Origin of the sequence: Aquitalea sp., from assembly GCF_030150775.1 — a bacterium.
GTDB lineage: Bacteria > Pseudomonadota > Gammaproteobacteria > Burkholderiales > Chromobacteriaceae > Aquitalea > Aquitalea denitrificans.
Map to the genome: position 1 here is coordinate 53,801 of NZ_JASLFG010000015.1, position 22,318 is coordinate 76,118.

21 protein-coding genes are annotated in these 22,318 nt (G+C 62.3%); 16 read left to right on the forward strand and 5 right to left on the reverse strand.

Annotated elements, in window-relative coordinates:
* Window positions 1–38: 38 nt before the first annotated feature.
* Window positions 39–998, reverse strand: a complete 960-nt coding sequence (locus QVF59_RS05515) for a LysR family transcriptional regulator (protein ID WP_287877909.1) — start codon at window positions 996–998, stop codon at window positions 39–41.
* Window positions 999–1,126: 128 nt separating this feature from the next.
* Here QVF59_RS05515 and QVF59_RS05520 point away from each other — a divergent pair, with 128 nt between their 5' ends.
* On the forward strand, window positions 1,127–1,975 hold the full coding sequence (locus QVF59_RS05520) for an SDR family oxidoreductase (RefSeq protein WP_287877910.1): 849 nt from the start codon (window positions 1,127–1,129) through the stop codon (window positions 1,973–1,975).
* Here the strand turns inward: QVF59_RS05520 and QVF59_RS05525 are convergent.
* A complete protein-coding gene (locus QVF59_RS05525) occupies window positions 1,959–2,735 on the reverse strand; it encodes an AraC family transcriptional regulator (protein ID WP_287877911.1) in 777 nt (258 codons plus the stop codon). The genes QVF59_RS05520 and QVF59_RS05525 overlap by 17 nt on opposite strands.
* 275 nt (window positions 2,736–3,010) lie before the next feature.
* On the opposite strand from QVF59_RS05525, the gene QVF59_RS05530 reads away from it, so the two are divergent.
* The 6 genes from QVF59_RS05530 (at window position 3,011) to QVF59_RS05555 (ending at window position 10,803) form a co-directional block, all read left to right on the forward strand.
* Window positions 3,011–3,937 carry a 4-hydroxyproline epimerase gene (locus tag QVF59_RS05530; protein WP_287877912.1) on the forward strand — a complete coding sequence of 309 codons (927 nt, stop codon included), beginning with the start codon at window positions 3,011–3,013 and terminating at the stop codon, window positions 3,935–3,937.
* A gap of 58 nt (window positions 3,938–3,995) precedes the next feature.
* Window positions 3,996–4,943 (forward strand): dihydrodipicolinate synthase family protein, encoded by a 948-nt coding sequence (locus tag QVF59_RS05535; protein ID WP_089084219.1) that lies wholly within the window; start codon window positions 3,996–3,998, stop codon window positions 4,941–4,943.
* A gap of 67 nt (window positions 4,944–5,010) precedes the next feature.
* Entirely contained in the window at window positions 5,011–6,582 is a 1,572-nt protein-coding gene (locus tag QVF59_RS05540) for an aldehyde dehydrogenase (NADP(+)) (RefSeq protein ID WP_287877914.1), read from the forward strand.
* A gap of 3 nt (window positions 6,583–6,585) precedes the next feature.
* Window positions 6,586–7,848 carry an NAD(P)/FAD-dependent oxidoreductase gene (locus QVF59_RS05545; RefSeq protein ID WP_287877915.1) on the forward strand — a complete coding sequence of 421 codons (1,263 nt, stop codon included), beginning with the start codon at window positions 6,586–6,588 and terminating at the stop codon, window positions 7,846–7,848.
* 101 nt (window positions 7,849–7,949) lie between these two features.
* Window positions 7,950–9,098 carry a branched-chain amino acid ABC transporter substrate-binding protein gene (locus tag QVF59_RS05550; protein ID WP_287877917.1) on the forward strand — a complete coding sequence of 383 codons (1,149 nt, stop codon included), beginning with the start codon at window positions 7,950–7,952 and terminating at the stop codon, window positions 9,096–9,098.
* Between the two features lie 454 nt (window positions 9,099–9,552).
* Window positions 9,553–10,803: a cystathionine gamma-synthase family protein gene (locus QVF59_RS05555; RefSeq protein ID WP_287877918.1), complete on the forward strand. Its 1,251-nt coding sequence runs from the start codon at window positions 9,553–9,555 to the stop codon at window positions 10,801–10,803.
* Between the two features lie 90 nt (window positions 10,804–10,893).
* Here QVF59_RS05555 and QVF59_RS05560 read toward each other — a convergent pair whose 3' ends face one another.
* Window positions 10,894–11,979, reverse strand: coding sequence for a tartrate dehydrogenase (locus tag QVF59_RS05560; RefSeq protein ID WP_287877920.1), 1,086 nt, complete (start codon window positions 11,977–11,979; stop codon window positions 10,894–10,896).
* A 100-nt stretch (window positions 11,980–12,079) separates the two neighbouring features.
* Here QVF59_RS05560 and QVF59_RS05565 point away from each other — a divergent pair, with 100 nt between their 5' ends.
* Entirely contained in the window at window positions 12,080–12,985 is a 906-nt protein-coding gene (locus QVF59_RS05565) for a LysR family transcriptional regulator (RefSeq protein WP_287877922.1), read from the forward strand.
* 21 nt (window positions 12,986–13,006) lie between these two features.
* On the opposite strand, the gene QVF59_RS05570 is transcribed toward QVF59_RS05565, so the two are convergent.
* Window positions 13,007–13,924: a LysR family transcriptional regulator gene (locus tag QVF59_RS05570; RefSeq protein ID WP_287877925.1), complete on the reverse strand. Its 918-nt coding sequence runs from the start codon at window positions 13,922–13,924 to the stop codon at window positions 13,007–13,009.
* Window positions 13,925–14,129: 205 nt separating this feature from the next.
* Here QVF59_RS05570 and QVF59_RS05575 point away from each other — a divergent pair, with 205 nt between their 5' ends.
* The 4 genes from QVF59_RS05575 to QVF59_RS05590 all read left to right on the forward strand — a co-directional run bounded on the left by QVF59_RS05575 (window position 14,130) and on the right by QVF59_RS05590 (window position 17,618).
* Complete coding sequence (locus tag QVF59_RS05575) at window positions 14,130–15,437, forward strand: MFS transporter (RefSeq protein WP_287877928.1); 1,308 nt, start codon at window positions 14,130–14,132, stop codon at window positions 15,435–15,437.
* Between the two features lie 39 nt (window positions 15,438–15,476).
* Window positions 15,477–16,376 carry a L(+)-tartrate dehydratase subunit alpha gene (gene ttdA, locus QVF59_RS05580; RefSeq protein ID WP_287877930.1) on the forward strand — a complete coding sequence of 300 codons (900 nt, stop codon included), beginning with the start codon at window positions 15,477–15,479 and terminating at the stop codon, window positions 16,374–16,376.
* The gene (ttdB, locus tag QVF59_RS05585) at window positions 16,373–16,981 is read left to right on the forward strand and encodes a L(+)-tartrate dehydratase subunit beta (protein WP_287877932.1); all 609 of its coding nucleotides are present in this window, start codon (window positions 16,373–16,375) and stop codon (window positions 16,979–16,981) included. The genes ttdA and ttdB overlap by 4 nt, the downstream gene beginning before the upstream one ends.
* Window positions 16,982–17,168: 187 nt before the next feature.
* Window positions 17,169–17,618: a DUF441 domain-containing protein gene (locus QVF59_RS05590; RefSeq protein WP_089084227.1), complete on the forward strand. Its 450-nt coding sequence runs from the start codon at window positions 17,169–17,171 to the stop codon at window positions 17,616–17,618.
* A gap of 17 nt (window positions 17,619–17,635) precedes the next feature.
* Here the strand turns inward: QVF59_RS05590 and QVF59_RS05595 are convergent, their stop codons facing one another.
* A complete protein-coding gene (locus QVF59_RS05595; RefSeq protein ID WP_287877934.1) occupies window positions 17,636–18,478 on the reverse strand; it encodes a LysR substrate-binding domain-containing protein in 843 nt (280 codons plus the stop codon).
* A 98-nt stretch (window positions 18,479–18,576) separates the two neighbouring features.
* Between QVF59_RS05595 and QVF59_RS05600 the strand changes: the two genes are divergently transcribed.
* From QVF59_RS05600 to QVF59_RS05615, 4 genes are all read left to right on the forward strand, one after another.
* A complete protein-coding gene (locus tag QVF59_RS05600) occupies window positions 18,577–19,254 on the forward strand; it encodes a LysE family translocator (protein WP_287877937.1) in 678 nt (225 codons plus the stop codon).
* Between the two features lie 220 nt (window positions 19,255–19,474).
* Window positions 19,475–20,338 carry a hypothetical protein gene (locus QVF59_RS05605; protein WP_287877940.1) on the forward strand — a complete coding sequence of 288 codons (864 nt, stop codon included), beginning with the start codon at window positions 19,475–19,477 and terminating at the stop codon, window positions 20,336–20,338.
* 6 nt (window positions 20,339–20,344) lie between these two features.
* On the forward strand, window positions 20,345–21,643 hold the full coding sequence (locus QVF59_RS05610; RefSeq protein WP_287877942.1) for a sensor domain-containing diguanylate cyclase: 1,299 nt from the start codon (window positions 20,345–20,347) through the stop codon (window positions 21,641–21,643).
* 257 nt (window positions 21,644–21,900) lie between these two features.
* Window positions 21,901–22,284 (forward strand): hypothetical protein, encoded by a 384-nt coding sequence (locus tag QVF59_RS05615; RefSeq protein ID WP_159876415.1) that lies wholly within the window; start codon window positions 21,901–21,903, stop codon window positions 22,282–22,284.
* The last annotated feature ends 34 nt before the right edge of the window (window positions 22,285–22,318 follow it).

Genomic DNA, 22,318 nt, shown 5'->3' on the forward strand with positions numbered 1-22,318 from the left:
ATTGCATGGCCTTTTTTGTGTGGGCATGCGCTGAAGATTCAGCGCTGGTGGTAGGCAGCGTGGGCGGCGGCCAGCTCCTCGCTGGTGAGTACAAATTCGTGGCTGTCGCGCAGCCGTGCAATGGCCAGGTCGATAAAGGCCCTTACCCGGCCAGGCAGGGCATTGCGGCTGCCGTAGTACAGATGCAGCGCAATCGGGGTGCTGAGGTGCGGCAGCAGCAGCGGTACCAGCCGCCCGCTGCGGATATGCACTGCGGCGGACAGATTGGCCAATTGGCCCACCACCTGGCCGGACAGCACGGCTTGCAGTTCCAGCTCGGTATCGTTGCTGTAAAAAGCCGGGGTGAAGTGACGCTGTTCCACCGTGCCGTCCACATTGAGATACCAGGGCGACACTTTGCCGCTGACCGGGTGGCGAAACATGCTGCAGCGGTGGTGGGTGAGCGCATCCAGGCTGGCGGGCAGGCCGTGGCGGTCCAGATACTGCGGGGCGGCGCATACGATAAGCTGCACCGGAAACAGCCGGCGGCTGATTACTCCGTCCTGGGCTGATGCGCCGATACGAAAGCCCACATCCACCCGGTCCAGCACCCAGTCACCAATGCCGTCATCCAGTTGCACGTCGGGCCGCACATCGGGATGGGTGCGGCAGAATTCATCCAGCACCGGCAGCAGGATGCCGGCAAAGGACGACTTGGGGCCGACAATCCGCAGTGGCCCGGCCATCCCTTCCTTGCCGGCACGAGCGTTGCCGACGGCACGCTCCAGCGTGGCCAGTGCCGGCTGGGCATCCTCCAGAAACTGCTGGCCTTCCGCGGTCAGTGCCAGGCTGCGGGTAGTGCGATGCAACAAGCGCACGCCCAGATGTTTTTCCAGCAGGGCAATGGCCTGGGTAGCGGCCTGCGGTGTTACCCCTTGCGCCAGTGCGGCCTGGCGGATGCTGCCCAGTTCCACGGCCTTGGCAAACATGGCAATGGAGCGCAATTCGTTGATGGCCATGGTTTTCCTTGTGCAGCTGCGTAGTAAATATCAATAAAAAATTTCTACTGGAGCAAGTTTAAACCGACTATTCGCTTGATAGTGGCTTTTCTATAGTGTTGTCATGTCAACAGCGGACGAACAAAATCATGAGCAAGGACGTATTGGTGGTGGTGGGCGCAGGGCAGATTGGCCGGGCCATTGCGCGGCGGGTGGGGGTGGGCCGGCAGATTCTGCTGGCATCGTTGAATCTGGATGAAGCCGAGCAGGCGGTCAGCCTGTTTCGCAATGCCGGCTATCAGGCCACGGCGGCGACAGTGGATGTAGGCGCGCGGGACTCGGTGCAGGCACTGGTGGCGCAGGCCAGCCGGATGGGCTCGGTCAGCGGTCTGATTCATGCCGCTGGGGTGTCGCCGTCACAGGCCCCGCTGGAAACCATTCTGCGGGTGGACTTGTACGGCACAGCGCTGGTGCTGGAGCTGTTTGGCAATGTGATGGCGGCAGGCGGCTCCGCGGTGGTGATTGCCTCCCAGTCCGGCCATCGTCTGCCAGCGCTGACGCAGCAGCAGGACAGTGCGCTGGCCATGACACCCACCGAGCAGCTGCTGCAGCTGGACTTCCTGCAGGCCGGGCAGGTAGCCGATACCCTGCATGCCTACCAGCTGTCCAAGCGCGGCAATGCACTGCGCGTGATGGCAGAGGCGGTGCGCTGGGGCCAGCGTGGCGCGCGGGTGAATACCATCAGCCCCGGCATCATCATCACCCCGCTGGCCAATGCCGAGTTGAACGGCCCGCGTGGTGCCGGCTACCGCAATATGCTCAGCGCCAGCCCGGTGGGACGCGCCGGCACGCCGGACGAAGTGGCCCAGCTGGCTGCCCTGCTGATGGGGCCGGATGGCACTTTTATCACCGGCAGTGATTTTCTGATGGATGGCGGCGTGACCGCAGCCTTCCGTTTTGGTGATATCCAGCAGCCGGCCCTCAGCCCTGTGCCGTAGCCTGGCGGTACTGGCGCGGGGTAAAGCCGGTCAGTGCCTTGAACTGGCGGCTGAAGGCGCTGTGGTCGGTATAACCGCATTGCAGTGCTACATCGGTGATGGCCATGTCGGTGTGCAGCAGGCGGTGGGCATGTTCCAGCCTGGCCTTGTGTATCATCTGGCGCGGGGTCAGATGAAACACTTTCTTGCAATAGCGTTCCAGCTGGGCGGCCGATACCCCGGCAATCCGTGTCAGCTCGTCCATGCTGATGGGATGGTTGAAGTGCTTGCGGATAAAGTCATCCACTGCTACCAGCCGCTTGTAAGCCGGATGGGTGTTGCTGGCGGATTGTAGGTCCAGTGAAATGCCGATCAGGCCGATGATATCCCCCGCCGCACTGTATAGCGGCCATTTGTAGGTCAGGCACCAGCCGGGTTCCCGGCTCTTGAACAGGTGCAGCTCCAGCTGGTTTTCCAGCACCCGCCCTTCTTGCAGTACCTGCATGTCCTGCTCGGTATAGCCCGGCCCCAACTGGGCGGGAAATACCTGCGCGCTGGTCTTGCCCAGCAGCGGTTGCAGGCTTTTCAGGCCACAGCGCGCCACCAGTGTGCTGTTGGCGCACAGATACCGCGCCTGGCTGTCCTTGATGAAGATGGCCGCGTTGGGGATGAGGTCCAGCACCGGCAGCAGCGGTGCCACCCCGGCCAGCAGCGCCTCGATTGTTGCCGGACGCATTTTTTCCTGCCATTGCGCGATGGTGTCCACCAGCTCGCCTGTCATCAGCTTTCTCCCTTCCCCTTGAGGTATCACCCCGGGGGCCGTCCGGCAGCGGTTTTGATCGCGAAAACGCCAATTGTGCCGATTTCGTCATTGTCGCTGATGATAACCATCAAGAATGTTGGCGGCAATAAAGCCATTCTATGCAGGTGCTGACGCAGACGGATGCGGCACGAAGATGTAATGGAATCAAGGCACTGCAAGGCATCGCCCTGCCTGGCCCGGCCTGCTGCATCTGTCCGCCATCCGTCATTCACGTTTTCAGAATGGACAGGCGAATGAAACAGATACACATCATCGACTCCCACACCGGGGGCGAACCCACCCGGCTGGTGATGCAAGGATTTCCGGCGCTGAGCGGCGGCAGCATGGCCGAGCAGCGCGAGCAATTGCGTCAGCAGCACGACCAGTGGCGTCGGGCCTGTTTGCTGGAGCCGCGTGGCAGCGAGGTGCTGGTGGGCGCGCTGTATTGCCCGCCGGTGTCGCCCGATGCCACTTGCGGGGTGATCTTCTTCAACAACACCGGTTATCTGGGCATGTGCGGCCACGGCACCATCGGCCTGATTGCCTCGCTGCATTACCAGGGCCTGATTGCACCGGGCGTACACAAGATCGACACCCCGGTGGGGCCGGTCAGCGCCACCCTGCATGAGGATGGCGCGGTGACGCTGGGCAATGTGCCGGCTTACCGCTATCGCCAGCAGGTGGCGGTGGACGTGCCCGGCTACGGCGAATTTCACGGTGACATTGCCTGGGGCGGCAACTGGTTCTTTCTGGTGTCCGAACACGGCATGACGCTGGAAATGGCCAATGTGGAGGCACTTACCGACTTTACCTGGGCCATGTTGCAAGCGCTGGAGGCACAGGGCATTACCGGGGCCGATGGCGCGCTGATCGACCACGTGGAGCTGTTTGCCGACGATGCCAGTGCCGACAGCCGCAATTTCGTCATGTGTCCGGGCAAGGCCTACGACCGTTCGCCCTGCGGCACCGGCACCAGCGCCAAGCTGGCCTGCCTGGCCGCCGACGGCAAGCTGGCCGAAGGCGAAGACTGGGTGCAGGCCGGCATCACCGGCAGCCAGTTCATCGGCCAATACCGGAGGGAGGGGGACTGCATCCATCCCTTCATTACCGGCCGTGCCTACGTCACTGCCAGCAGCACGCTGTTGATTGACGAGCAAGACCCTTTCGCCTGGGGCATCTGAACCCCGCGTTAGACCGACATCCCACACACACATATCCAAGCTGCAAGGAGCAATAACAATGAGCGACAACATTTTCACCGGCTGCATCCCGGCCCTGATGACCCCGTGTACCGCCGAGCGCAAGCCGGACTTTGACGCGCTGGTAGCAAAGGGCCGCGAGCTGATTGCCGCCGGCATGAGCGCGGTGGTGTATTGCGGCTCGATGGGCGACTGGCCGCTCTTGACCGAAGCCGAGCGCCAGGAAGGCGTGGCCCGCCTGGTGGCCGCCGGCGTGCCTACGATTGTCGGCACCGGTGCGGTGAATACCCGCGAGGCGGTATCCCATGCCGCCCATGCCGCCCGCGTTGGTGCACATGGCCTGATGGTGATTCCGCGCGTGTTGTCGCGTGGTGCGTCCCCGACCGCGCAAAAGGCCCACTTTTCCGCCATCCTCGCCGCCGCACCCGACTTGCCCGCAGTCATCTACAACAGCCCCTACTACGGCTTTGCCACCCGTGCCGATTTGTTCTTCGAACTGCGCCGCAGCTATCCCAACCTGATCGGCTTCAAGGAATTCGGCGGTGCCGCCGACATGCGTTACGCCGCCGAGCACATCACCTCGCAGGATGATCAGGTCACCCTGATGGTGGGGGTGGACACCCAGGTGGTGCATGGCTTCGTCAACTGCAATGCCACCGGCGCCATTACCGGCATCGGCAATGCGCTGCCGCGCGAGGTGCTGCATCTGGTGGCCTTGAGCAAGGCCGCCGCCAAGGGAGACGCCGTGGCGCGCCGTCAGGCGCGCGAGCTGGAATCCGCGCTGGCGGTGCTGTCCTCCTTCGATGAAGGCTGCGATCTGGTGCTGTATTACAAGTACCTGATGGTGCTGAACGGCGATACCGAATACAGCCTGCACTTCAACGAAACCGACGCCCTGACCGAAGCCCAGCGCCGCTATGCTGAAACCCAGTACACGCTGTTCCGTAGCTGGTATCGCAACTGGTCGGCCGGGCTGAATGTGGCCTGAGCCAGACCCTGAGCAACCGTGCCACGCCCGCGGCGTGGCCGGGACTTCATTTCAAGCAGGAAACCCTATGAATCTGACAGGCAAAATGCTGATTGGCGGGCAATCCATCAGCGGCAAGCGTGAAGCGCAGCACGCCATCAACCCGTCCACCGGCCAGACCCTGCAACCGGACTATGCCGGGGGCGATCAGGCTCAGGTGGAACAGGCGTGCGCGCTGGCCTGGGCGGCGTTTGACAGCTACCGCGAAACCACGCCGGCACAGCGGGCGCAGTTGCTGGAAACCATTGCCGAAGAAATCGAAGCGCTGGGCGATGCGCTGATTGAACGCGCCATGCTGGAAACCGGCTTGCCGCAAGCCCGCTTGCAGGGCGAACGGGCCCGCACCTGCGGCCAGCTACGCATGTTTGCCCGTACCGTGAGGGCTGGCGAATGGCTGGATGTGCGGGTCGACCAGGCCCAGCCCGCGCGCCAGCCGCTGCCGCGTGCCGACTTGCGCCAGCGCCAGATTCCGCTGGGGCCGGTGGCCGTTTTCGGGGCCAGCAACTTTCCGCTGGCCTTCTCGGTGGCCGGGGGGGACACCGCCTCGGCACTGGCGGCCGGTTGCCCGGTCATCGTCAAGGCGCACAGCGCCCATCCCGGCACCAGCGAACTGGTGGGCCAGGCCATTGTGCGCGCCTTAGAGCAATGCGGCCTGCCCGCCGGAGTATTCGCCCTGCTGTTTGGCAGTGGCCGGGAAGTGGGGCAGGCACTGGTCAACGATGCGCGCATCAAGGCGGTGGGTTTTACCGGCTCGCGTGCCGGCGGGCTGGCCTTGTGTCAGAGCGCACAGCAGCGCGCGGAGCCGATTCCGGTGTATGCGGAAATGAGTTCCACCAATCCGGTATTCCTGCTGCCGGCTGCCTTGCAGGCACGCGGCGAGGTGCTGGCGCAGGGCTTTGTCGGCTCGCTGACGCAGGGGGCAGGGCAGTTCTGTACCAATCCCGGCCTGCTGGTGGCGCTAGAAGGGCCGGCGCTGGAGGCGTTTGTCGCCACCGCGGCTGATTTGCTGCAACACAGTGCGGCGCAAACCATGCTCACACCCGGCATCTGGGCGGCCTATCAGGACGGGGTGGACAGCCTGTCCCGCCATGCCAGCACCGTGGCCAAGGGCGTGTTGCCCACCGGCCCCAACCAGTGCCAGCCGCAGTTGCTGCGGGTGCGGGCGGCGGAGTATCTGGCCAATCCGGCCTTGCAGGCCGAAGTGTTCGGCGCTGCCGCGCTGGTGGTGCAATGCCGCGATGAGGCAGAGCGCCTGCAACTGGCCGAGGCGCTGGAAGGCCAGCTTACCGCCACGCTGCAACTGGATGACGACGATATCGCGCTGGCACGCCGCCTGTTGCCGGTGCTGGAGCGCAAGGCTGGTCGCATCCTGGTCAATGGCTGGCCCACCGGAGTGGAAGTGTGTGATGCCATGGTGCATGGCGGGCCGTTTCCGGCCACGTCGGATGTGCGCTCCACCTCGGTGGGCACGGCGGCCATCCAGCGCTTTTTGCGACCGGTGTGCTATCAGGACCTGCCGGATGCACTGCTGCCGACTGCCCTGAAACATGCCAATCCGCAGGGCTTGCCGCGCCTGCTGGATGGCGTGCGGGAGGCCTGAGCCATGGCCGATACCCTTGTTGCGGGCGACGAAGTCATCGTGGTGGGGGCCGGTGTGGTCGGTATTGCCATTGCGCTGCAACTGCGGCTGGAAGGCTTTGCCGTCACCCTGCTGGACCGTGGCGAACCGGCCATGGAAACCAGTTATGGCAATGCCGGTGCCTTTGCCATCAGCGATGTGATACCGCTGGCCGAACCGGGCGTGCTGCGCAAGGTGCCGGGCTGGATGCTGGACCCGCTGGGGCCGCTGGCCCTGCGCTGGCGCTACCTACCCAGCCTGCTGCCGTGGCTGCTGCGCTTTCTTGCCGCCAGCCGCCCCAGCCGGGTGGCCACACTCACCCGCGATCTGTCCGCCTTGCTGGGGCGGGTGAATCAGGACTACGCCGCGCTGATAGACAAGGCCGGGCTGGGTGCCATGTGGCGTCGTCACGGCAACCTCACGCTGTATCGCAACCAGCAGGAGTTCGATGCCGCCCTGCCTGCCTGGGAGGAAAAACGCCGCCATGGCGTGCAGTGGCAGGCCTTGTCACGCAGCGAGTTACTTGAGCAAGAACCGCTGTTGGCCGAGGAATGGCAATACGCAGTGCGGGTGCCGGACTGGTCGCATGTGGACGACCCCTACACCTTCAGCCGTGGTCTGTTCGATGCCTTTGTCCGTGAAGGCGGGCGTTTTGTACAGGATGAAGTGCTGGCTACCTTGGAGCAGGGTGGGCGCGTCAGCGGGGTGGAAACGGCCAGTCATGGCCGCTTGCAGGCAGCCGCCACAGTGATTGCCTGCGGCGTGTGGAGCGACCGTTTTACCCGTCAGCACCGCTACCGCGTGCCGCTGGAAAGCGAGCGCGGCTATCACGTCAACCTGCCCAGGGCCGGGGTGCAGCTGCATCACTTCATCCAGTGTGCCAGCGAAAGCTTTGTCATCCTGCCCATGGCTGGTGGCGGCCTGCGGCTGGCCGGCACGGTAGAACTGGCACACCGCGATGCGCCACCCGACTGGCGGCGCGCCCACATTCTGCTGGACAAGGCGCGGCGCATCGTCGGTGATTTTTCCACCGAAGACATGACGGTATGGATGGGCAATCGCCCCTCGCTGCCGGATACCGTCCCGATTATCGGCCCGGCTCCAGGGCAGCCCGGCCTGTGGTTTGCCACCGGGCATGGGCATCTGGGCCTCACCCTGGCCGCCACCACGGCGCTCCTGCTGGCTGACATGCTGCAGGGCAAGACGCCCGCCCTGGACATGCAGCCCTACCGCATGTGTCGTTTTTGATCCTGCCACGGGCCGGCGCAGACCGGTAAGGGCAGGAGGGCAGTAGCAGGGGGAACCACCTGGTTTCTCTTGAATAAATGCAGCATCAAAGGAGAAATGACATGGCACAGAACAAACTGTTTGCAGAGCTGAACTGGGTGGTGGCGCTGGGGGGCATGATGGCACCGTTTGCCATTGCTGCCGCGCATGCCGATACCGTGGTGAAGATCGGCTTTTCCTCGCCCTTGTCCGGCCCGCAGGCGCATTACGGCAAGGATAATGAAAACGCCACCAAGATGGCCATTGACGATGTCAATGCCAAGGGCCTGGTGGTGGGCGGGCAGAAAATCAAGTTCGAACTGGTGTCGGAGGACGATCAGGCCGACCCGCGCATTGGCACCCAGGCGGCGCAGCGGCTGGTGGATGCCGGGGTGAAGGCCATCATCGGCCACTTCAACTCCGGGGTGTCGATTCCGGCCTCGCGCATTTATTCCGATGCCGGCATTCCGCAGCTATCGGTGTCCACCAACCCGGCCTACACCCAGCAAGGCTATAAAACCACCTTCCGTCTGGTGGGCAGCGACAGCCAGGTAGGCGGGGCGCTGGGCCAGTTTGCCGTCAAGACGCTGAAGGCCAAGAGCATTGTCGCTATCGACGACCGCACCGCCTATGGCCAGGGTATTGCCGACGAGTTTGTCAAAGCCGTCACCGCCAATGGCGGCAAGGTGGCACGCCGTGAATTCACCACCGACAAGGCCACCGATTTCACCTCCATCCTGACGGCAGTCAAGGCGGTTAATCCGGATGTCATCTTCTATGGCGGAGCCGATGCCCAGGCCGCGCCGATGGCCAAGCAGCTTAAGCGTCTGGGCCTGAAGGCCAAGCTGATGGGCGGCGATATGATGAACACGCCCACTTTCCTGCAACTGGCCGGGGCCGATGCAGCCGGACATTACTCGGCAGTGCCGGGCGGTGTGCTCAATGCCCGTCCGGCGGGCAAGGCGTTTGAAACCCGCTACAAGGCACGCTTCCACCAGGACGTGGTATTGCTGGGGCCGCAGTTTTACGACGGCGTGATGCTGGTGGCCGAAGCGATGAAGCAGGCGGGCTCGGTGGAGCCGGCCAAATACCTGCCCAAGCTAGCGGCTATCCGCTACAGCGGTGTGACGGCGGACTTTGCCTTTACCGCCAACGGCAATCTGCAAAAAGCCCCGGTAACGCTGTCGGTGGTGAAAAACAATGCCTGGACGGTGGAGTCCGTCGTCCGTTGAGTCCTTGGTGCTGAGCCAGACAGTCACTACCGTTTTCCCCGCGTTCTCAGTAGTCTCATGCCTGGGCCGGCGCGCTGCATTGCAGCCCGCCGGCCGCTTTTTCATCTGGCGGCAGTGCCGTGTCTGGTAGAGCTTATCGGCCCCGTTTTTAGCTGGCTTGCCTGCTCCTGCGTGCTTGCGCAGCGCCATGTGCGGCGCAGCGCCATGTGCGGCGCAGCAATCTGCATCTGCCCGCAGCGTAAATGCGGGCAGCTGGGTCAATTTCACGGGCAAAAGGTGTATCGTGGAGGCTTGCCGCAGCCGCGTGCAGGACTCTGCACCGCATCTGCCGGCCACCAGTATTCATGCAGGATTTGCCTGTCAGCCATCTCTGCGGCCCACCGCCGGTGGCAAGGTGGCAAGCCCTGTCAGTGACAGCACAGCACGCAGAAAATCTGTATCGGGAACCGGAGCAATGAGCAAAACAGACAAGCAGGGCCTCACCACCACCATCGTGCATCGCGACCGTCGCGCCGGCATGGAGCATGGCGCATTGCGCGCACCGCTGCACAGCTCGGTGCAGTACGGGCTGGAAAGCGTGGAGGACCTGATCGGCATCTTCCAGGGAAGCAAAAAGGGTGGTTTCAACTATGCCCGCCAGGGTACACCCACCACGGCGATGCTGGAGGCCAAGATCAACGAGATTGAAGGCGGCGTGGGTACGGTGTGCTTTGCCACCGGAATGGGGGCGATTGCCGCCATCTTCCTTACCCTGCTCAAGGCGGGAGATCACATCGTCTCCAGCCGCCATGTGTTCGGCAACACCAATAGCCTGCTAAACACCCTGCGCCAGTTCGGTGTGGAGGTCAGCATGGTGGACATGGCCTCTGCCGACAGCGTGGCGGCGGTGCTGACCCCGGCTACCCGCATGGTGTTTGTGGAAACCATTGCCAACCCGGGTACCCAGATTGCCGACTTGCAAGGCATTGGCAGCCTGTGCCGTGCGCACGGGCTGGTTTATGTGGTGGACAACACCATTACCTCACCGGCCCTGTTTAACCCGGCCAGCGTGGGTGCCAGCCTGGTGGTCAACTCCCTGACCAAGACCATCTCCGGCCACGGCGCGGCGCTGGGTGGCGCGGTCACTGATACCGGCCTGTTTGATTGGGCCGGCTATCCCAATATCGCCGATGAATACCGCAAGGTGGCGGTGGCGCAGCAGGGCCTCACCCAGATCCGCAAGAAGGGCTTGCGCGACATGGGGGCTTCCTTGTCCTCCGAACACGCCAACCAGATTTCCATCGGCATGGAAACACTGGCGCTGCGGGTTAAACACAGCAGCGCCAGCGCCCAGCGGCTGGCCGAATATCTGGAGGCACACCCGGCGGTACGCAAGGTGTCCTATCCCGGTTTGGCCAGCCATCCGCAGCATCAGCGCGCCAGTACGCTGTTTCGCGCCAATGCCTGGCTGCTGTCTTTTGAGCTGCGCGCTGCCGAGCAGACCAATGCCTTCCTCAATACCCTGCAACTGCCGATCAAGGCCACCGGCCTGGGGGACACCCGCACCCTGGTGATTCCGGTGGCCTCCACCATTTTCTGGGAAGCCGGCCCGGAAAAACGCAAGGAAATGGACATCCCGGATGGCATGGTCCGGGTATCGGTGGGGCTGGAGGAAGTGGAAGACCTGATCGCCGACTTCGCCCGCGCCTTCGATACGCTGGCCTGAGTTGCACGCTGGCCGCCGGCACCGGCCAGGGTGCTGGCATGGCATCTCCCGCTTGGTGCCATATGCGTCTGAGTCCCGCTGCGGAAGTGCTCAGTGGCCATGTTCCAGCGCGGCGGCCACCGCTTTGCCCAGTGTCTCGGTACTGGCATTGCCCCCCATGTCCGGGGTGCGCGGGCCGTTTTCCAATACCTGATGGATGGCCGCCATGATGGCATCGTGCGCCCCCTGGTAGCGGGCATCGCCTTGCCCCAGGAATTCCAGCATCATCGCGCCGCACCAGATCATGGCGATCGGGTTGGCAATGCCCTGGCCGAAAATGTCGGGGGCGGAGCCGTGCACCGGCTCAAACAGCGAGGGGAAGTTGCGTTCCGGGTTCAGGTTGGCCGATGGGGCAATGCCGATGGTGCCGGTGCAGGCCGGGCCCAGGTCGGACAGGATGTCGCCAAACAGATTGGAGGCCACCACCACATCAAAGCGCTCCGGGCTGAGGACGAAGCGCGCGGTGAGGATGTCGATGTGGTATTTGTCCCAGGCCACATCCGGGTAGTGGCCGGCCATGGCTTCCAGCCGCTCGTCCCAGTAGGGCATGCTGATGGCAATGCCGTTGGACTTGGTGGCGGAGGTCAGGTGTCTTTTCGGCCGCTGCTGCGCCATCTCGAAGGCAAACTTCAGGATGCGATCGGTGCCGTGGCGGGTGAAGATGGATTCCTGCAGCACGGTTTCCCGCTCGGTGCCTTCAAAAATGCGGCCGCCAATGGAGGAGTACTCGCCCTCGGTGTTTTCGCGCACCACCATGAAGTCGATATCGCCCACCTGCTTGCCGGCCAGCGGGCAGGGGATGCCGGGCATCAGCCGCACCGGACGCACATTGGCATACTGGTCGAACTCGCGGCGGAACTTCAGCAGCGAGCCCCATAGCGAGACATGGTCCGGCACCTTGTCCGGCCAGCCGACTGCGCCAAAATAGATGGCGTCACAGCCGGACAGCTGCGCATGCCAGTCGTCCGGCATCATCTGCCCGTGTTGCAGGTAGTAATCGCAATTGGCCCAGTCGAAAACCTGAAATTCCAGTTCCAGACCAAACCGGCGGCTGGCCGCCTGCAGCACGCGCAGCCCTTCCGGCATCACTTCCTGACCGATTCCGTCCCCGGCAATCACGGCAATTTTGTGTTTCATGGTGTCGACTTTCCTTGAGCAGCCAGCAGGCAAAAACCGAGCTTAACAAGCTACGATGCATTTACAATTCCCCTTTGTGTTGATTGATTGGACATGAATCGTGAACGACAAGCTGCAGCTGGATGATCTGCAATTGTTTTGCCAGGTGGTGCGTCACCGCAGCTTTGCCGCCACCGCCCGTGCCATGGGGGTGTCCAAGGCGCTGGTCAGCAAGCGCATCGGCCTGCTGGAACAGGTCATCAAGGAGCGTCTGTTTCACCGTACCACGCGCCATGTCGGGCTGACGGCGCAGGGCGAGGTGGTACACCAGTGGGCGCTGCGCATTCTGGAAGATGTGCGGCTGATGGGCGAGGCCGTCTCGCAGGAGAAGTCGGTTGCCGACGGGCTGATCCGCATCTGCAGCAGCAGCGGCTTTGGCCGCAGCAAGCTGGCGGCGGCATTGTCGGCGCTGGCCGTGCAGCAGCCGCAGCTGGAAATACAGCTGGAGTTGCTGGACCGGGCGGTGGATCTGGTGGAGGAGGGTTTCCAGCTGGATATCCGGGTGGGCAGCGTGCGTGAAGGCAATGTCATTACCCGTCGCATTGCCGCCAACCGGCGGATTTTGTGTGCCGCGCCATCCTATGTGGCTGCGCATGGCATGCCGCAGTCGGTGTCCGCGCTGACCCGGCATCAGTGCATTCTCATCCGCGAGCGGGATCAGGACTATGGCCGCTGGACGCTGCACGGCCCTCAAGGGGAGGAGGTGGTGCGGGTGGGCGGGCGGCTGGCCAGCAATAATGGCGAAATCGCCCGGCAATGGGCACTGGACGGGCATGGCATCATCCTGCGCTCTGCCTGGGATGTGGCGGATGATGTGCAGCACGGACGCCTGCTGCACATCTTGCCTGAGCAATACCAGCCGGCCGATGTGTGGGCGGTGTATCCCGAACGTTCTTCTGCTTCGGCCAAGGTGCGGGTGTGCATTGCTTTTCTGCAGCAATGGTTTGCCACCCGCCTGGCAGGCTAGGCCGGTCAGCGGGCAGGACGTCTACCAGACCGTGCGCCCGGCTGCCGGGCCGTCGGCATGCTGGCGCATGAAGTTGCGCAGGTGCTCGACAAAACAGCTCACCTTGGCCGACAGGTTCAGCCTTTCCATGTATACCGCGTAGACATCGGCTGGTGGTGTTTCGAATTCTGCCAGCACCTGTACCAGCCTGCCGCTGCGCAGGTATTTGGCCACATCCCATTCCGCCCGCATCAGGATGCCATAGCCATCCAGCGCCCAGTTCAGCGCCACTTCGCCATCATTGGTGCTGAGCGTGCCATGTACTTTCACCGTTTCCGTCTGCTTGCCATGGCTCAGTCGCCAGTTGCCGGCCGCCATTTCATTTTGTCGCAGCACGATGCACTGGTGGCGGGTGAGGTCGTGCGGCGTCTGCGGGCTGCCGGCGGCGGCCAGATAAGCCGGCGAGGCGCACAGCAGGCGGCGGTTGGCGGCAATTTTCTTGGCAATCAGGCGGGAGTCCGGTGCTTCGCCAAAGCGGATGGCGATGTCAATGGCCTCATCCGGCAGGTTGACCGGGCGGTCGCTCAGGTGCAGCTGGACTTCCACTTCCGGATAACGCCGATTGAAAGCCGAAATCGCCGGGCCGATGTAGGAGCGCCCGAAGCCTAGTGGCGCGTTGATGCGCAGCAGTCCTTTGGGCGCGGCGCGGCTGCTGGATACCTGCTGTTCCATTTCCTCGATGTCGCTGAGGATGCGCAGGGCGCTGGCAAAGTACACCTCGCCTTCGCCGGTCAGGCTCAGCCGGCGGGTGGTGCGGTTGAGCAGACGCACGCCCAGCCGTTCTTCCAGTTGAGCCAGGCGGCGCGATACCGACGGCGGTGTCAGGTTCAACTCGCGTGCGGCGGCGGCCATGCTGCCCTGTTTGACGATCAGGCAGAAGAAGGCAAGGTCGGATTGCATGTTGATTGTTACGTTTGGCGTAATGATGTTTTAAGTTTACTGCGATTAATTACTTTTTCAAACAGGCTAATCTCCTCGTAACGCTCAACCGAATCAAAAAATCCTGACCGCAGCAAGCAGGTGCTGACGGCAGGGGCCACCACAGATGGCCACAAGGTGGATGTCGCCAACATCCCGCAACAATCGGAAACAAAGAGGAGAACCTATGGGACACGATATCGAAGCAAGCACAATGCGCCGCGTCAGCTGGCGCATTGTTCCACTCATCATGCTGCTGTACTTCATTGCCTACATCGACCGGGTGAACATCGGCTTTGCCGCCTTGAGCATGAAGCAGGATCTGGGCTTTTCCGCCTCCATCCTCGGCTTTGGCGCAGGCATTTTCTTCTGGGGCTACTTCCTGTGCGAAGTGCCGTCCAACATCGCCCTGCATCGCTTTGGCGCGCGCAAGTGGATTGCCCGCATCATGCTGAGCTGGGGCGTCATTTCCGGGGCCATGGCCTTTGTGCAGGGGCCGCTCAGCTTTTATGTGATCCGCTTTCTGCTGGGTGCGGCCGAAGCCGGTTTCTTCCCCGGCATCATTCTTTATCTCAGCTACTGGTTTCCGGCACGCCGCCGGGCCGGCATCACCGCGCTGTTCATGGCGGCCGCGCCCATTTCCACCGCGCTGGGCTCGCCCATTTCGGCGGCGCTGCTGGAAATGCACGGCTATCTGGGCCTGCAGGGCTGGCAGTGGATGTTCCTGATCGAAGCTTTCCCGGCCTTGTTGCTAGGCGGCGTGGTGTTCTTCTGCATGACCGACCGTCCGGAACAGGCACGCTGGCTGGCTGCCGACGAGCGCAACTGGCTGGTGTCCACCATGCAGGCCGAGCAGCAGGGCAAGGGCGGGGAGGATCACCACAGCCTGCTTGCCGGCCTGAGCAATCCGCGAGTGCTGGCGCTGGCCTTCATCTACTTCGGCACGTCTGCCGGCCTGTACACCCTGGGTATCTGGGCTCCGCAGATCATCAAGCAGCTGGGTGTCTCTTCCATGACGGTGGGGGTGCTCAATGCCGTGCCGCCCACCGTTTCGGTGGTGGCCATGGTGTTGTGGTCACGCCATTCCGACCGTAGCGGAGAACGTACCTGGCATGTGGTGCTGGCCTGTATTGCCGCGGCAATCGGCCTGGTGGTGGCCAGCGGTGCCAGCGGTGTCGTCGGCCTGATTGCCGCGCTCACCCTGGTCAATATCGGCATCAGCTGTGCCAAGCCGCCGCTGTGGAGCATGCCCACCCTGTTCCTGTCCGGCACTGCTGCTGCCAGTGGCATTGCCGCCATCAACTCCATTGGCAATCTGGGCGGTTTTGTCGGCCCGGCCATGATCGGCTGGATCAAGGACCAGACCGGCAGCTTTGCCGGCGGCCTGTACTTCGTTGCCGGTTTGCTGATGTTTTCTGCAGTGCTGACGCTGATGCTCAGTCGCTTCCAGGCGGCAGAGGCATCCGTCATGGCGGTCACTCAGGACCGTCACTAAACCCCACCCCTGAATCCCACCCATTTGCGAGGACACAATATGGACAAGGAAATCGCCATCCAGTCCCTGACGGACACCATGGCCAAATTCACCGCCTACATCGGCAAACGCCTGCCACGTGATGTGAAGGCCAAACTGGCCGATTTGCGCACGCTGGAAACCAACCTGCTGGCCAAATCCATCTACGACACCATGGAAGGCAACCAGCAGGCCGCCGACAAGCTGGACCGCCCCAGCTGCCAGGACACCGGCGTGATCCAGTATTTCATCGAGGCCGGCGCACACTTCCCGCTGCTGGGGGAGCTGGAAGACATCCTGCGCGAGGCGCTGGCCGGTGCCACCAAGCTGGGGCCGCTGCGCCACAACGCGGTGGAAACCTTTGACGAAAAAAATACCGGCACCAATACCGGCACCAATATTCCCTGGCTGGACTGGCGCATTGTGCCGGATTCGGACAGTTGCACCATCGACGTCTACATGGCTGGCGGTGGTTGCACCCTGCCGGGCGCGGCCAAGGTGCTGATGCCGGGCCAGGGTTACGAAGGCGTGGCCGAGTTCGTGATGGACGTGATTACCGAACGCGGCGTCAATGCCTGCCCGCCCTTGCTGGTGGGGGTAGGGGTGTCGACTTCGGTGGAAACCGCTGCCCGGCTGTCCAAGCTGGCCATCATGCGTCCGGTGGACTCCAAAAGCAGCAACCCGCGCGCCGCGCTGATGGAAGAGCTGCTGGAACAGGGCCTGAACGAGATCGGCATCGGCCCGCAAGGCCTCACTGGCAACAACAGCGTGATGGGGGTGAATATCGAATCCTCCGCCCGTCACCCTTCCACCATCGGCGTGGCGGTGAATACCGGCTGCTGGGCGCATCGTCGCGGCAAGATCCGCGTCCATGCCGACCTGTCCTATGAAATCCTGTCCCACGAAGGAGTGGTGCTGTGAAAAAAATCCTGACAACCCCCATCAAAGACGAAGACCTGGCCGACCTGCGCATTGGCGACGTGGTGTATCTCACCGGCCAGCTGGTGACCTGTCGCGACGTAGCGCACCGCCGCCTGATCGAACAAGGCCGGGAACTGCCGGTGAATCTGGAAGGCGGGGCGATTTTTCATGCCGGCCCCATCGTGCGCAAAAAGGACGACGGCACGTTTGAAATGGTGTCCATTGGCCCCACCACCAGCATGCGCATGGAAAAGTTCGAGCGCGAATTCATCAAACAGACCGGGGTGAAGCTGATTGTCGGCAAGGGCGGCATGGGCCCGGAAACGGCTGCTGGCTGCCAGGAACACAAGGCCGTGCATGCCATCTTTCCCGGTGGCTGCGCCGTGCTGGCCGCCACCCTAGTGGAGGAAATCGAAGGTGCCGAATGGCAGGACCTGGGCATGCCGGAAACCCTGTGGATCAACCGGGTACGGGTATTTGGCCCGCTGATCATCTCCATCGATACCCAGGGCAATAACCTGATCCAGCAAAACAAGGATCAGTTCCAGGCCAGGAAAAAACCGGTGCTGGACAGAATCTGCCAGCAACTGAGCTTCATCAAGTAAACCGCAATCCTGTCTGGCTGCCAGCTTGCTGGTGGCTACTGCGACCTTGTGCGAGGGCAATGCAAACTGCCCTCGCTTTTTTTGTCTGTGTATTGCTTCCGGTTCTGGCGGCGTGCTGGCGTATAATTGCGAGTATTACTCATTTCCGTACGCCATCCGGCGCTGCATTTTCCCGAAGCGATCCACAATGCATTTTGACAATCTCCCCATCCTGCTCATCCTGGCCATCTCCCTGATCGGCAATAATTTCACCGTGTCGATTGCGGCGCTGGTGCTCTTGCTGATCAAGCTGCTGGGACTGGATAGCTGGTTGCCGGTCATCGAATCCAAGGGCATCAATGTCGGCGTGGCCGTGCTGACTGCTGCGGTCTTGGTGCCGGTGGTATCTGGCCGGGTGGATGCCAACAGTATTGCCAATGTATTCAAGTCCCCGGCGGGGGTGATTGCGGTGCTGACCGGTTTGCTGGTGGCCTGGATTGCCGCGCAGGGCGTGCCCTTCATGAAGTCCTCGCCGGAGGCGGTGACGGCGCTGATGATAGGCACCTTGATTGGCGTGTGTTTTTTCCGTGGCCTGGCGGTGGGGCCGCTGATTGCCGGTGGCGTGGTGGCGCTGCTGCTGGGTCTGCTGAAGCTGTAAATCCGGTGTGATGCTGGCTAGCTGCCGCTGAGTATCTGCTCGGCCAGGTAGTCGCAGGGCGGGCGATTGGAGCGGGCGCTGCGCGCCAGTACGATTTCCACCTTGCCTATTTCTGGCAGCCCATCACTTTCCGTCAGTCGCCGCAGCCGTTCCGGCAGCGCACACAGCGCCATGGGCGCAATGGCCAGGCCTGCCTCCACCATGCTGACCAGCCCGGTCAGGCTGGGGCTTTCGTAGGACATGCGAAACGGAATGCCCTGCTGTTGCAGGGCGGTAATCGCACGCTCGCGGGCGACACTGCCATGCTCGAACACGGCAAGCGGCAGCGGGCGTTCTTCCCATACTGCCCGCGCGGGCGAGCCTGCCCAGACAATGGGTTCAAAGCGGATATGCTCGCCGCTGATGCGCGGGGTGCGGGTGATGCAGGCCAGGTCCAGCGTGCTGTCCTCCAGCAGCGGAATCAGCTCGCTGCTGGGTCTGCCGATGACATGGATCTCCACCCGCGGGTGTGCCAGCGAAAACCGGCGCAAGGTGGTGGGCAGCAAGGAGGGGGCGTAGTCATCCGGTACCCCCAGCACAATGCGGCCGGTAACTTCCGGACGCACGATGGCAGCCCAGGCCTCTTGCCGCAGGTTCAGCATTTTGCGGCCGTAGTCCAGCAAGGCCATGCCCTCGGTGGTGACCTCCACATGCCGTGTATTGCGCTTGAACAGCGGCTTGCCCAGTGCTTCTTCCAGCGTCTTGATTTGCATGCTGACTGCCGAGGGGGAGCGGTGCACGAGCGCCGCGCCGCGCACAAAGGATTTTGCCTCGGCCACCGCAACCACCATTTCGATCACGTCCAGATCCAGTTTTTTCATTTGATCAGTTTATCTGAATAGTAAGCCAAGTTTAATTCACTTAACTTGGCAAAGCAGCAGGAAGATACTGCGGTATATCCCATGCAGGGCAGGAGCCCATGATGAATACCGTCTTCTCTCTCAAGGAATTTCTGGCCATTGGCATGCTGCTGGCCATCACCCCCGGCCCCAATATGATGTATGTGCTGTCGCGTGCAGTGGTGCAGGGCCGGCGGGCCGGCCTGATGTCGCTGGCTGGTGTCATGGTGGGTTATCTGTTCTACATGCTGGCTGCTGCACTTGGCATTACCGCCATGGTTGTGCGCATTCCGCATGCGCTCACCCTGCTGGCCATTGCCGGCGCGCTGTATCTGGCTTATCTGGCCTGGCAGTCGCTGCGGCCGGGCGGGCGCTCGCCGTTTGAAGTCCAGCCGGGAAATGCCGTTCAGCCCCGGCGCTTGCTGCTGATGGGAGCCACCACCAGCCTGCTCAACCCCAAGCTGATGATGATCTTTGTTTCACTGGTCCCACGGTTTGTCGATTACCCGGCTGGCAATGTCCTCGGCCAGACGCTGGTGTTGGGTTCCATGCTGATTATTGGCTTTGCAACATCCAACGGGCTGGTTGCCCTGTTTGCTGGCAGCCTGTCTGCCTTCATGACCCGACACCGCCGCCTGCTGTTGTTGCAGCGCCTGCTGACCGGCTGCGTGCTGGCCATGCTCAGCTTGCGCATGTTGCAGGATGCATTGCCTGCCGGGCTGTTTGTCGACTTGCTGATGCTGGGGCGATCGGTCTGAGTACTTGGGATGCTAACCTGGCTGATGAACTGCTGCGCTTGAATCCAGAAACCATGTCCGGACAAGGGTTTGCGACGGAGTAGGGGGAACTGCTAAGGGGCTTGCTGCACAGGTGCTTGATGGAGAGAATGTACGCCTTTGCGTTTGACGCCACAAAGGATATCGCATGTTCTCAGCCGCTGTCTGGAAATACAGGGCGTGGTCTTGCCAGGCAGTTTTCATGGCCGGCATGGCCATGTGTCTTGCCCTGAGTGGCGGCAGGGCGCATGCCGACGGTCTGACCATCAACTGGCAGATGCCCGACTACCCTCCGGTGATCATTGGCAATGGCCCACTTAAGGGAACCGGCTACGCCGATGTGTTTCTGCGCTATTTCATCGAACGCACGCCAGAATTCAATCATGTGGTGGAAAATTCCAGCATGTCGCGGGTGTTCGGCCTGATGAAACAGGGGCTGCCGGTGTGCGAACCCAGCTTGCTCAAGACCGCAGAACGTGAAGCCTACGTGGACTTCAGCGGCCCGGTGGAATTTGTGCTGCCGCACCATCTGGTGTTGCGTGCGGACCGGCTTGCGCGGGTGGCCGCATACCGCAATGCCAGTGGGGCGGTGGATATCGCCCGGCTGATGCGAGATGCCACGCTGATTACCGTGCGTCAGGAAAAGCGTGGTTATCCGCCACCGGTACTGGAGGCAATGCAGGCGGTTGCCGGTCAAAAAAATCTGTTGCAGACCAGTGATGATGACGAGGGACCATTCCGTCAACTGGCCAGCGGCTGGGTGGATTACATCATTAGCTATCCGGACGAAATCAACTGGTTCTCCCGCAGGTTGCAGCTGCCGGCCAGACAGAAATTTGTCTATTTGCCCATTGCCGGCCTGCCGGAGTTCACCATCGGCTACGTTGGTTGCACCAAGGGTGCCTGGGGAAAGAAGGTTGTGCAGCGGGTAGACGAGATTGTTGCCGCGGCCGGCAAGCGCCCGCCCTGGATTGATGCCGAGGCGAGCTGGCTGGACACCGAGGCTGCCAGACGCTACGAAGATGTCTTTGCCCGGCGTTCGCCTTTTAAAAGCAGGGTCAGGTAAGCCGGCATGCACCAGTTTTCGGCATGGCATCGCTTGCGCCAGATCTGCGCCCGCCTGGGCAGCGGCATGTCCAGTGCGCTGGCCCGGCGCATGCTGTTGTGGATTGTCTGCATCAGTGCCACTGCCGCATTGATTGCCACCTCGGCGCAGCTGTTTTTTGATTACCGGCAGGATGTGTCCGAGCTGGACAAGGGAATGCATTACATCGAGCAAAACCAGCTGCCTGGCCTGGCGGATGCGGCCTGGAACTTCAATGTATCCAGCATGCAGGTACAGCTGGATGGTATCGGGCATTCTCCCTGGGTTGCCGGGGCCACGGTGCGCTATGGCCCCAACCAGAAGGCGGAGCTGACTACCGGTCAGCTCGATCATGATGCCGACCGGATCTACCGGTTTTCCCTGCAGCGCCATGGCATCGAGGTGGGCATGATTTACATTCAGCCAAACCTGCATACTCTGTATGGCCGTACACTGGACCGCATTGCCATTGTGCTGGCGGCGCAGACGGCCAAGTCGCTGGTTACCTCGATCTGCATACTGCTGCTGATTTCATGGATGATCACCCGCCACCTGACGCAAATGGCGGAATTTGCCCAATCATTCGAACCAGGCAAGCGTTTGCGTCCCTTTGTGCTGCATCGTCGGCATGCGCATCAGGATGAGCTGAGCGTGCTGGCCGATGGCCTGAATGATGCCTATGCCCGCCTGCAGCGGGCGCATGATTTCGAGGTGCACCATAACGATATCCTGATGCAGGAAGTGGCACTGCGCACGGCTGAACTGCAGGATGCGCATGCGCGGCTGGCACGGCAGGCAATCAGTGACAAGCTGACTGGTGCGCTCAACCGTTTTGGGCTGGAAGAGCGCTTTGCCGTTGAAATGCAGCGTGCGCAGGCAGAGGGGCGCCAACTGGCGGTAATCATGGCCGATATCGACAAGTTCAAGCAGGTAAACGATCGCTGGGGCCATCTGGTTGGTGATACGTTGCTGCAGGATTTCACTGCCATCCTGCAAGATAGGCTGCGCGCAAGCGATACCCTGGCACGCTGGGGTGGCGAGGAATTTGTGGTGTTGTGTCCGGATACCAGCCTGGAGCAGGCCATGCAGCTGGCCGAGCACATGCGCGCCTGCGTTGCGGCACACCGCTTTGCCGTGGTGGACAGTGCAAGCAGCAGCTTTGGCGTGGCCGCATGGCGCAGCGGCGACGTGACCGACAGCCTGGTGAAGCGGGTGGACGATGCCCTGTACCGTGCCAAGCAGAATGGCCGCAACCGGGTTTGCCCGGAAGCGCCGGCACAAGCCTAGTGATTTTTGCCTTCTGTCACCGGCAGTGGCGGCATGTGCCGCCCAGACCAGGGGCCAGCAAGCCGTTTTTCGGGCGGCCCGTCGACCCGCTTTGTTAGCGTAAGCAGCAAACGGGCCTTGCCTGATGCGGCCAATCCGGTCTGACCGGCAGCGTTGTCTACCCTTGCCAAGGGGCGGCGCGGTGCAGCTGATCCAGATCAATAATGCCGCAAGCAGGGCTGATTGGTGATTCACCTGTGCCGCCAAACGGTGCTATCTTGCCGGGTATGAAAGCCTTGTACCGTTTCCTGCTGATGTTTCTGCTCGCGCTTCCGGCACTTAATGTGCTGGCGGCGGGTGCCGACATGGCCATGGCCGGCGAGGCAATCATATCGGCAGACTGCATGGCCCATGAAACCCATGCTGCCTGCCATGAGGAAACCGCAGGCAAGATGCCGACACATGCCGCCAATGCAAAAGCTGCGCATGGCATGTTGTGCAGCGGTGCCGGCTGCGTGCAGCTCTGCGCGCCTTCCTTGTTCCAGCAAGCAGCCTGGTCTGCCACGCCGCTAGCCCAGGTCGGTATTTTTGTCCCCACCCAGCCCGCTGCACTGGCTGGCATCACCCTTTCTCCGCCACATCGTCCGCCTTTACTTGCCTGACAGCATTTTCCGACTTGCCGGCCTGTTGCCGGTC

Bases quoted from the DNA above. Each gene is read 5' to 3' on its own strand.
- ttdA (WP_287877930.1), top strand. From the start codon at position 15,477: ATGGACAAGGAAATCGCCATCCAGTCCCTGACGGACACCATGGCCAAA.
- QVF59_RS05560 (WP_287877920.1), bottom strand. From the start codon at position 11,979: ATGAAACACAAAATTGCCGTGATTGCCGGGGACGGAATCGGTCAGGAA.
- QVF59_RS05610 (WP_287877942.1), top strand. From the start codon at position 20,345: ATGCACCAGTTTTCGGCATGGCATCGCTTGCGCCAGATCTGCGCCCGC.
- QVF59_RS05520 (WP_287877910.1), top strand. From the start codon at position 1,127: ATGAGCAAGGACGTATTGGTGGTGGTGGGCGCAGGGCAGATTGGCCGG.
- QVF59_RS05575 (WP_287877928.1), top strand. From the start codon at position 14,130: ATGGGACACGATATCGAAGCAAGCACAATGCGCCGCGTCAGCTGGCGC.
- QVF59_RS05515 (WP_287877909.1), bottom strand. From the start codon at position 998: ATGGCCATCAACGAATTGCGCTCCATTGCCATGTTTGCCAAGGCCGTG.
- QVF59_RS05535 (WP_089084219.1), top strand. From the start codon at position 3,996: ATGAGCGACAACATTTTCACCGGCTGCATCCCGGCCCTGATGACCCCG.
- QVF59_RS05540 (WP_287877914.1), top strand. From the start codon at position 5,011: ATGAATCTGACAGGCAAAATGCTGATTGGCGGGCAATCCATCAGCGGC.
- QVF59_RS05555 (WP_287877918.1), top strand. From the start codon at position 9,553: ATGAGCAAAACAGACAAGCAGGGCCTCACCACCACCATCGTGCATCGC.
- QVF59_RS05605 (WP_287877940.1), top strand. From the start codon at position 19,475: ATGGCCGGCATGGCCATGTGTCTTGCCCTGAGTGGCGGCAGGGCGCAT.
- QVF59_RS05590 (WP_089084227.1), top strand. From the start codon at position 17,169: ATGCATTTTGACAATCTCCCCATCCTGCTCATCCTGGCCATCTCCCTG.
- QVF59_RS05600 (WP_287877937.1), top strand. From the start codon at position 18,577: ATGATGAATACCGTCTTCTCTCTCAAGGAATTTCTGGCCATTGGCATG.
- QVF59_RS05545 (WP_287877915.1), top strand. From the start codon at position 6,586: ATGGCCGATACCCTTGTTGCGGGCGACGAAGTCATCGTGGTGGGGGCC.
- QVF59_RS05595 (WP_287877934.1), bottom strand. From the start codon at position 18,478: ATGAAAAAACTGGATCTGGACGTGATCGAAATGGTGGTTGCGGTGGCC.
- QVF59_RS05550 (WP_287877917.1), top strand. From the start codon at position 7,950: ATGGCACAGAACAAACTGTTTGCAGAGCTGAACTGGGTGGTGGCGCTG.
- QVF59_RS05525 (WP_287877911.1), bottom strand. From the start codon at position 2,735: ATGACAGGCGAGCTGGTGGACACCATCGCGCAATGGCAGGAAAAAATG.
- QVF59_RS05570 (WP_287877925.1), bottom strand. From the start codon at position 13,924: ATGCAATCCGACCTTGCCTTCTTCTGCCTGATCGTCAAACAGGGCAGC.
- QVF59_RS05530 (WP_287877912.1), top strand. From the start codon at position 3,011: ATGAAACAGATACACATCATCGACTCCCACACCGGGGGCGAACCCACC.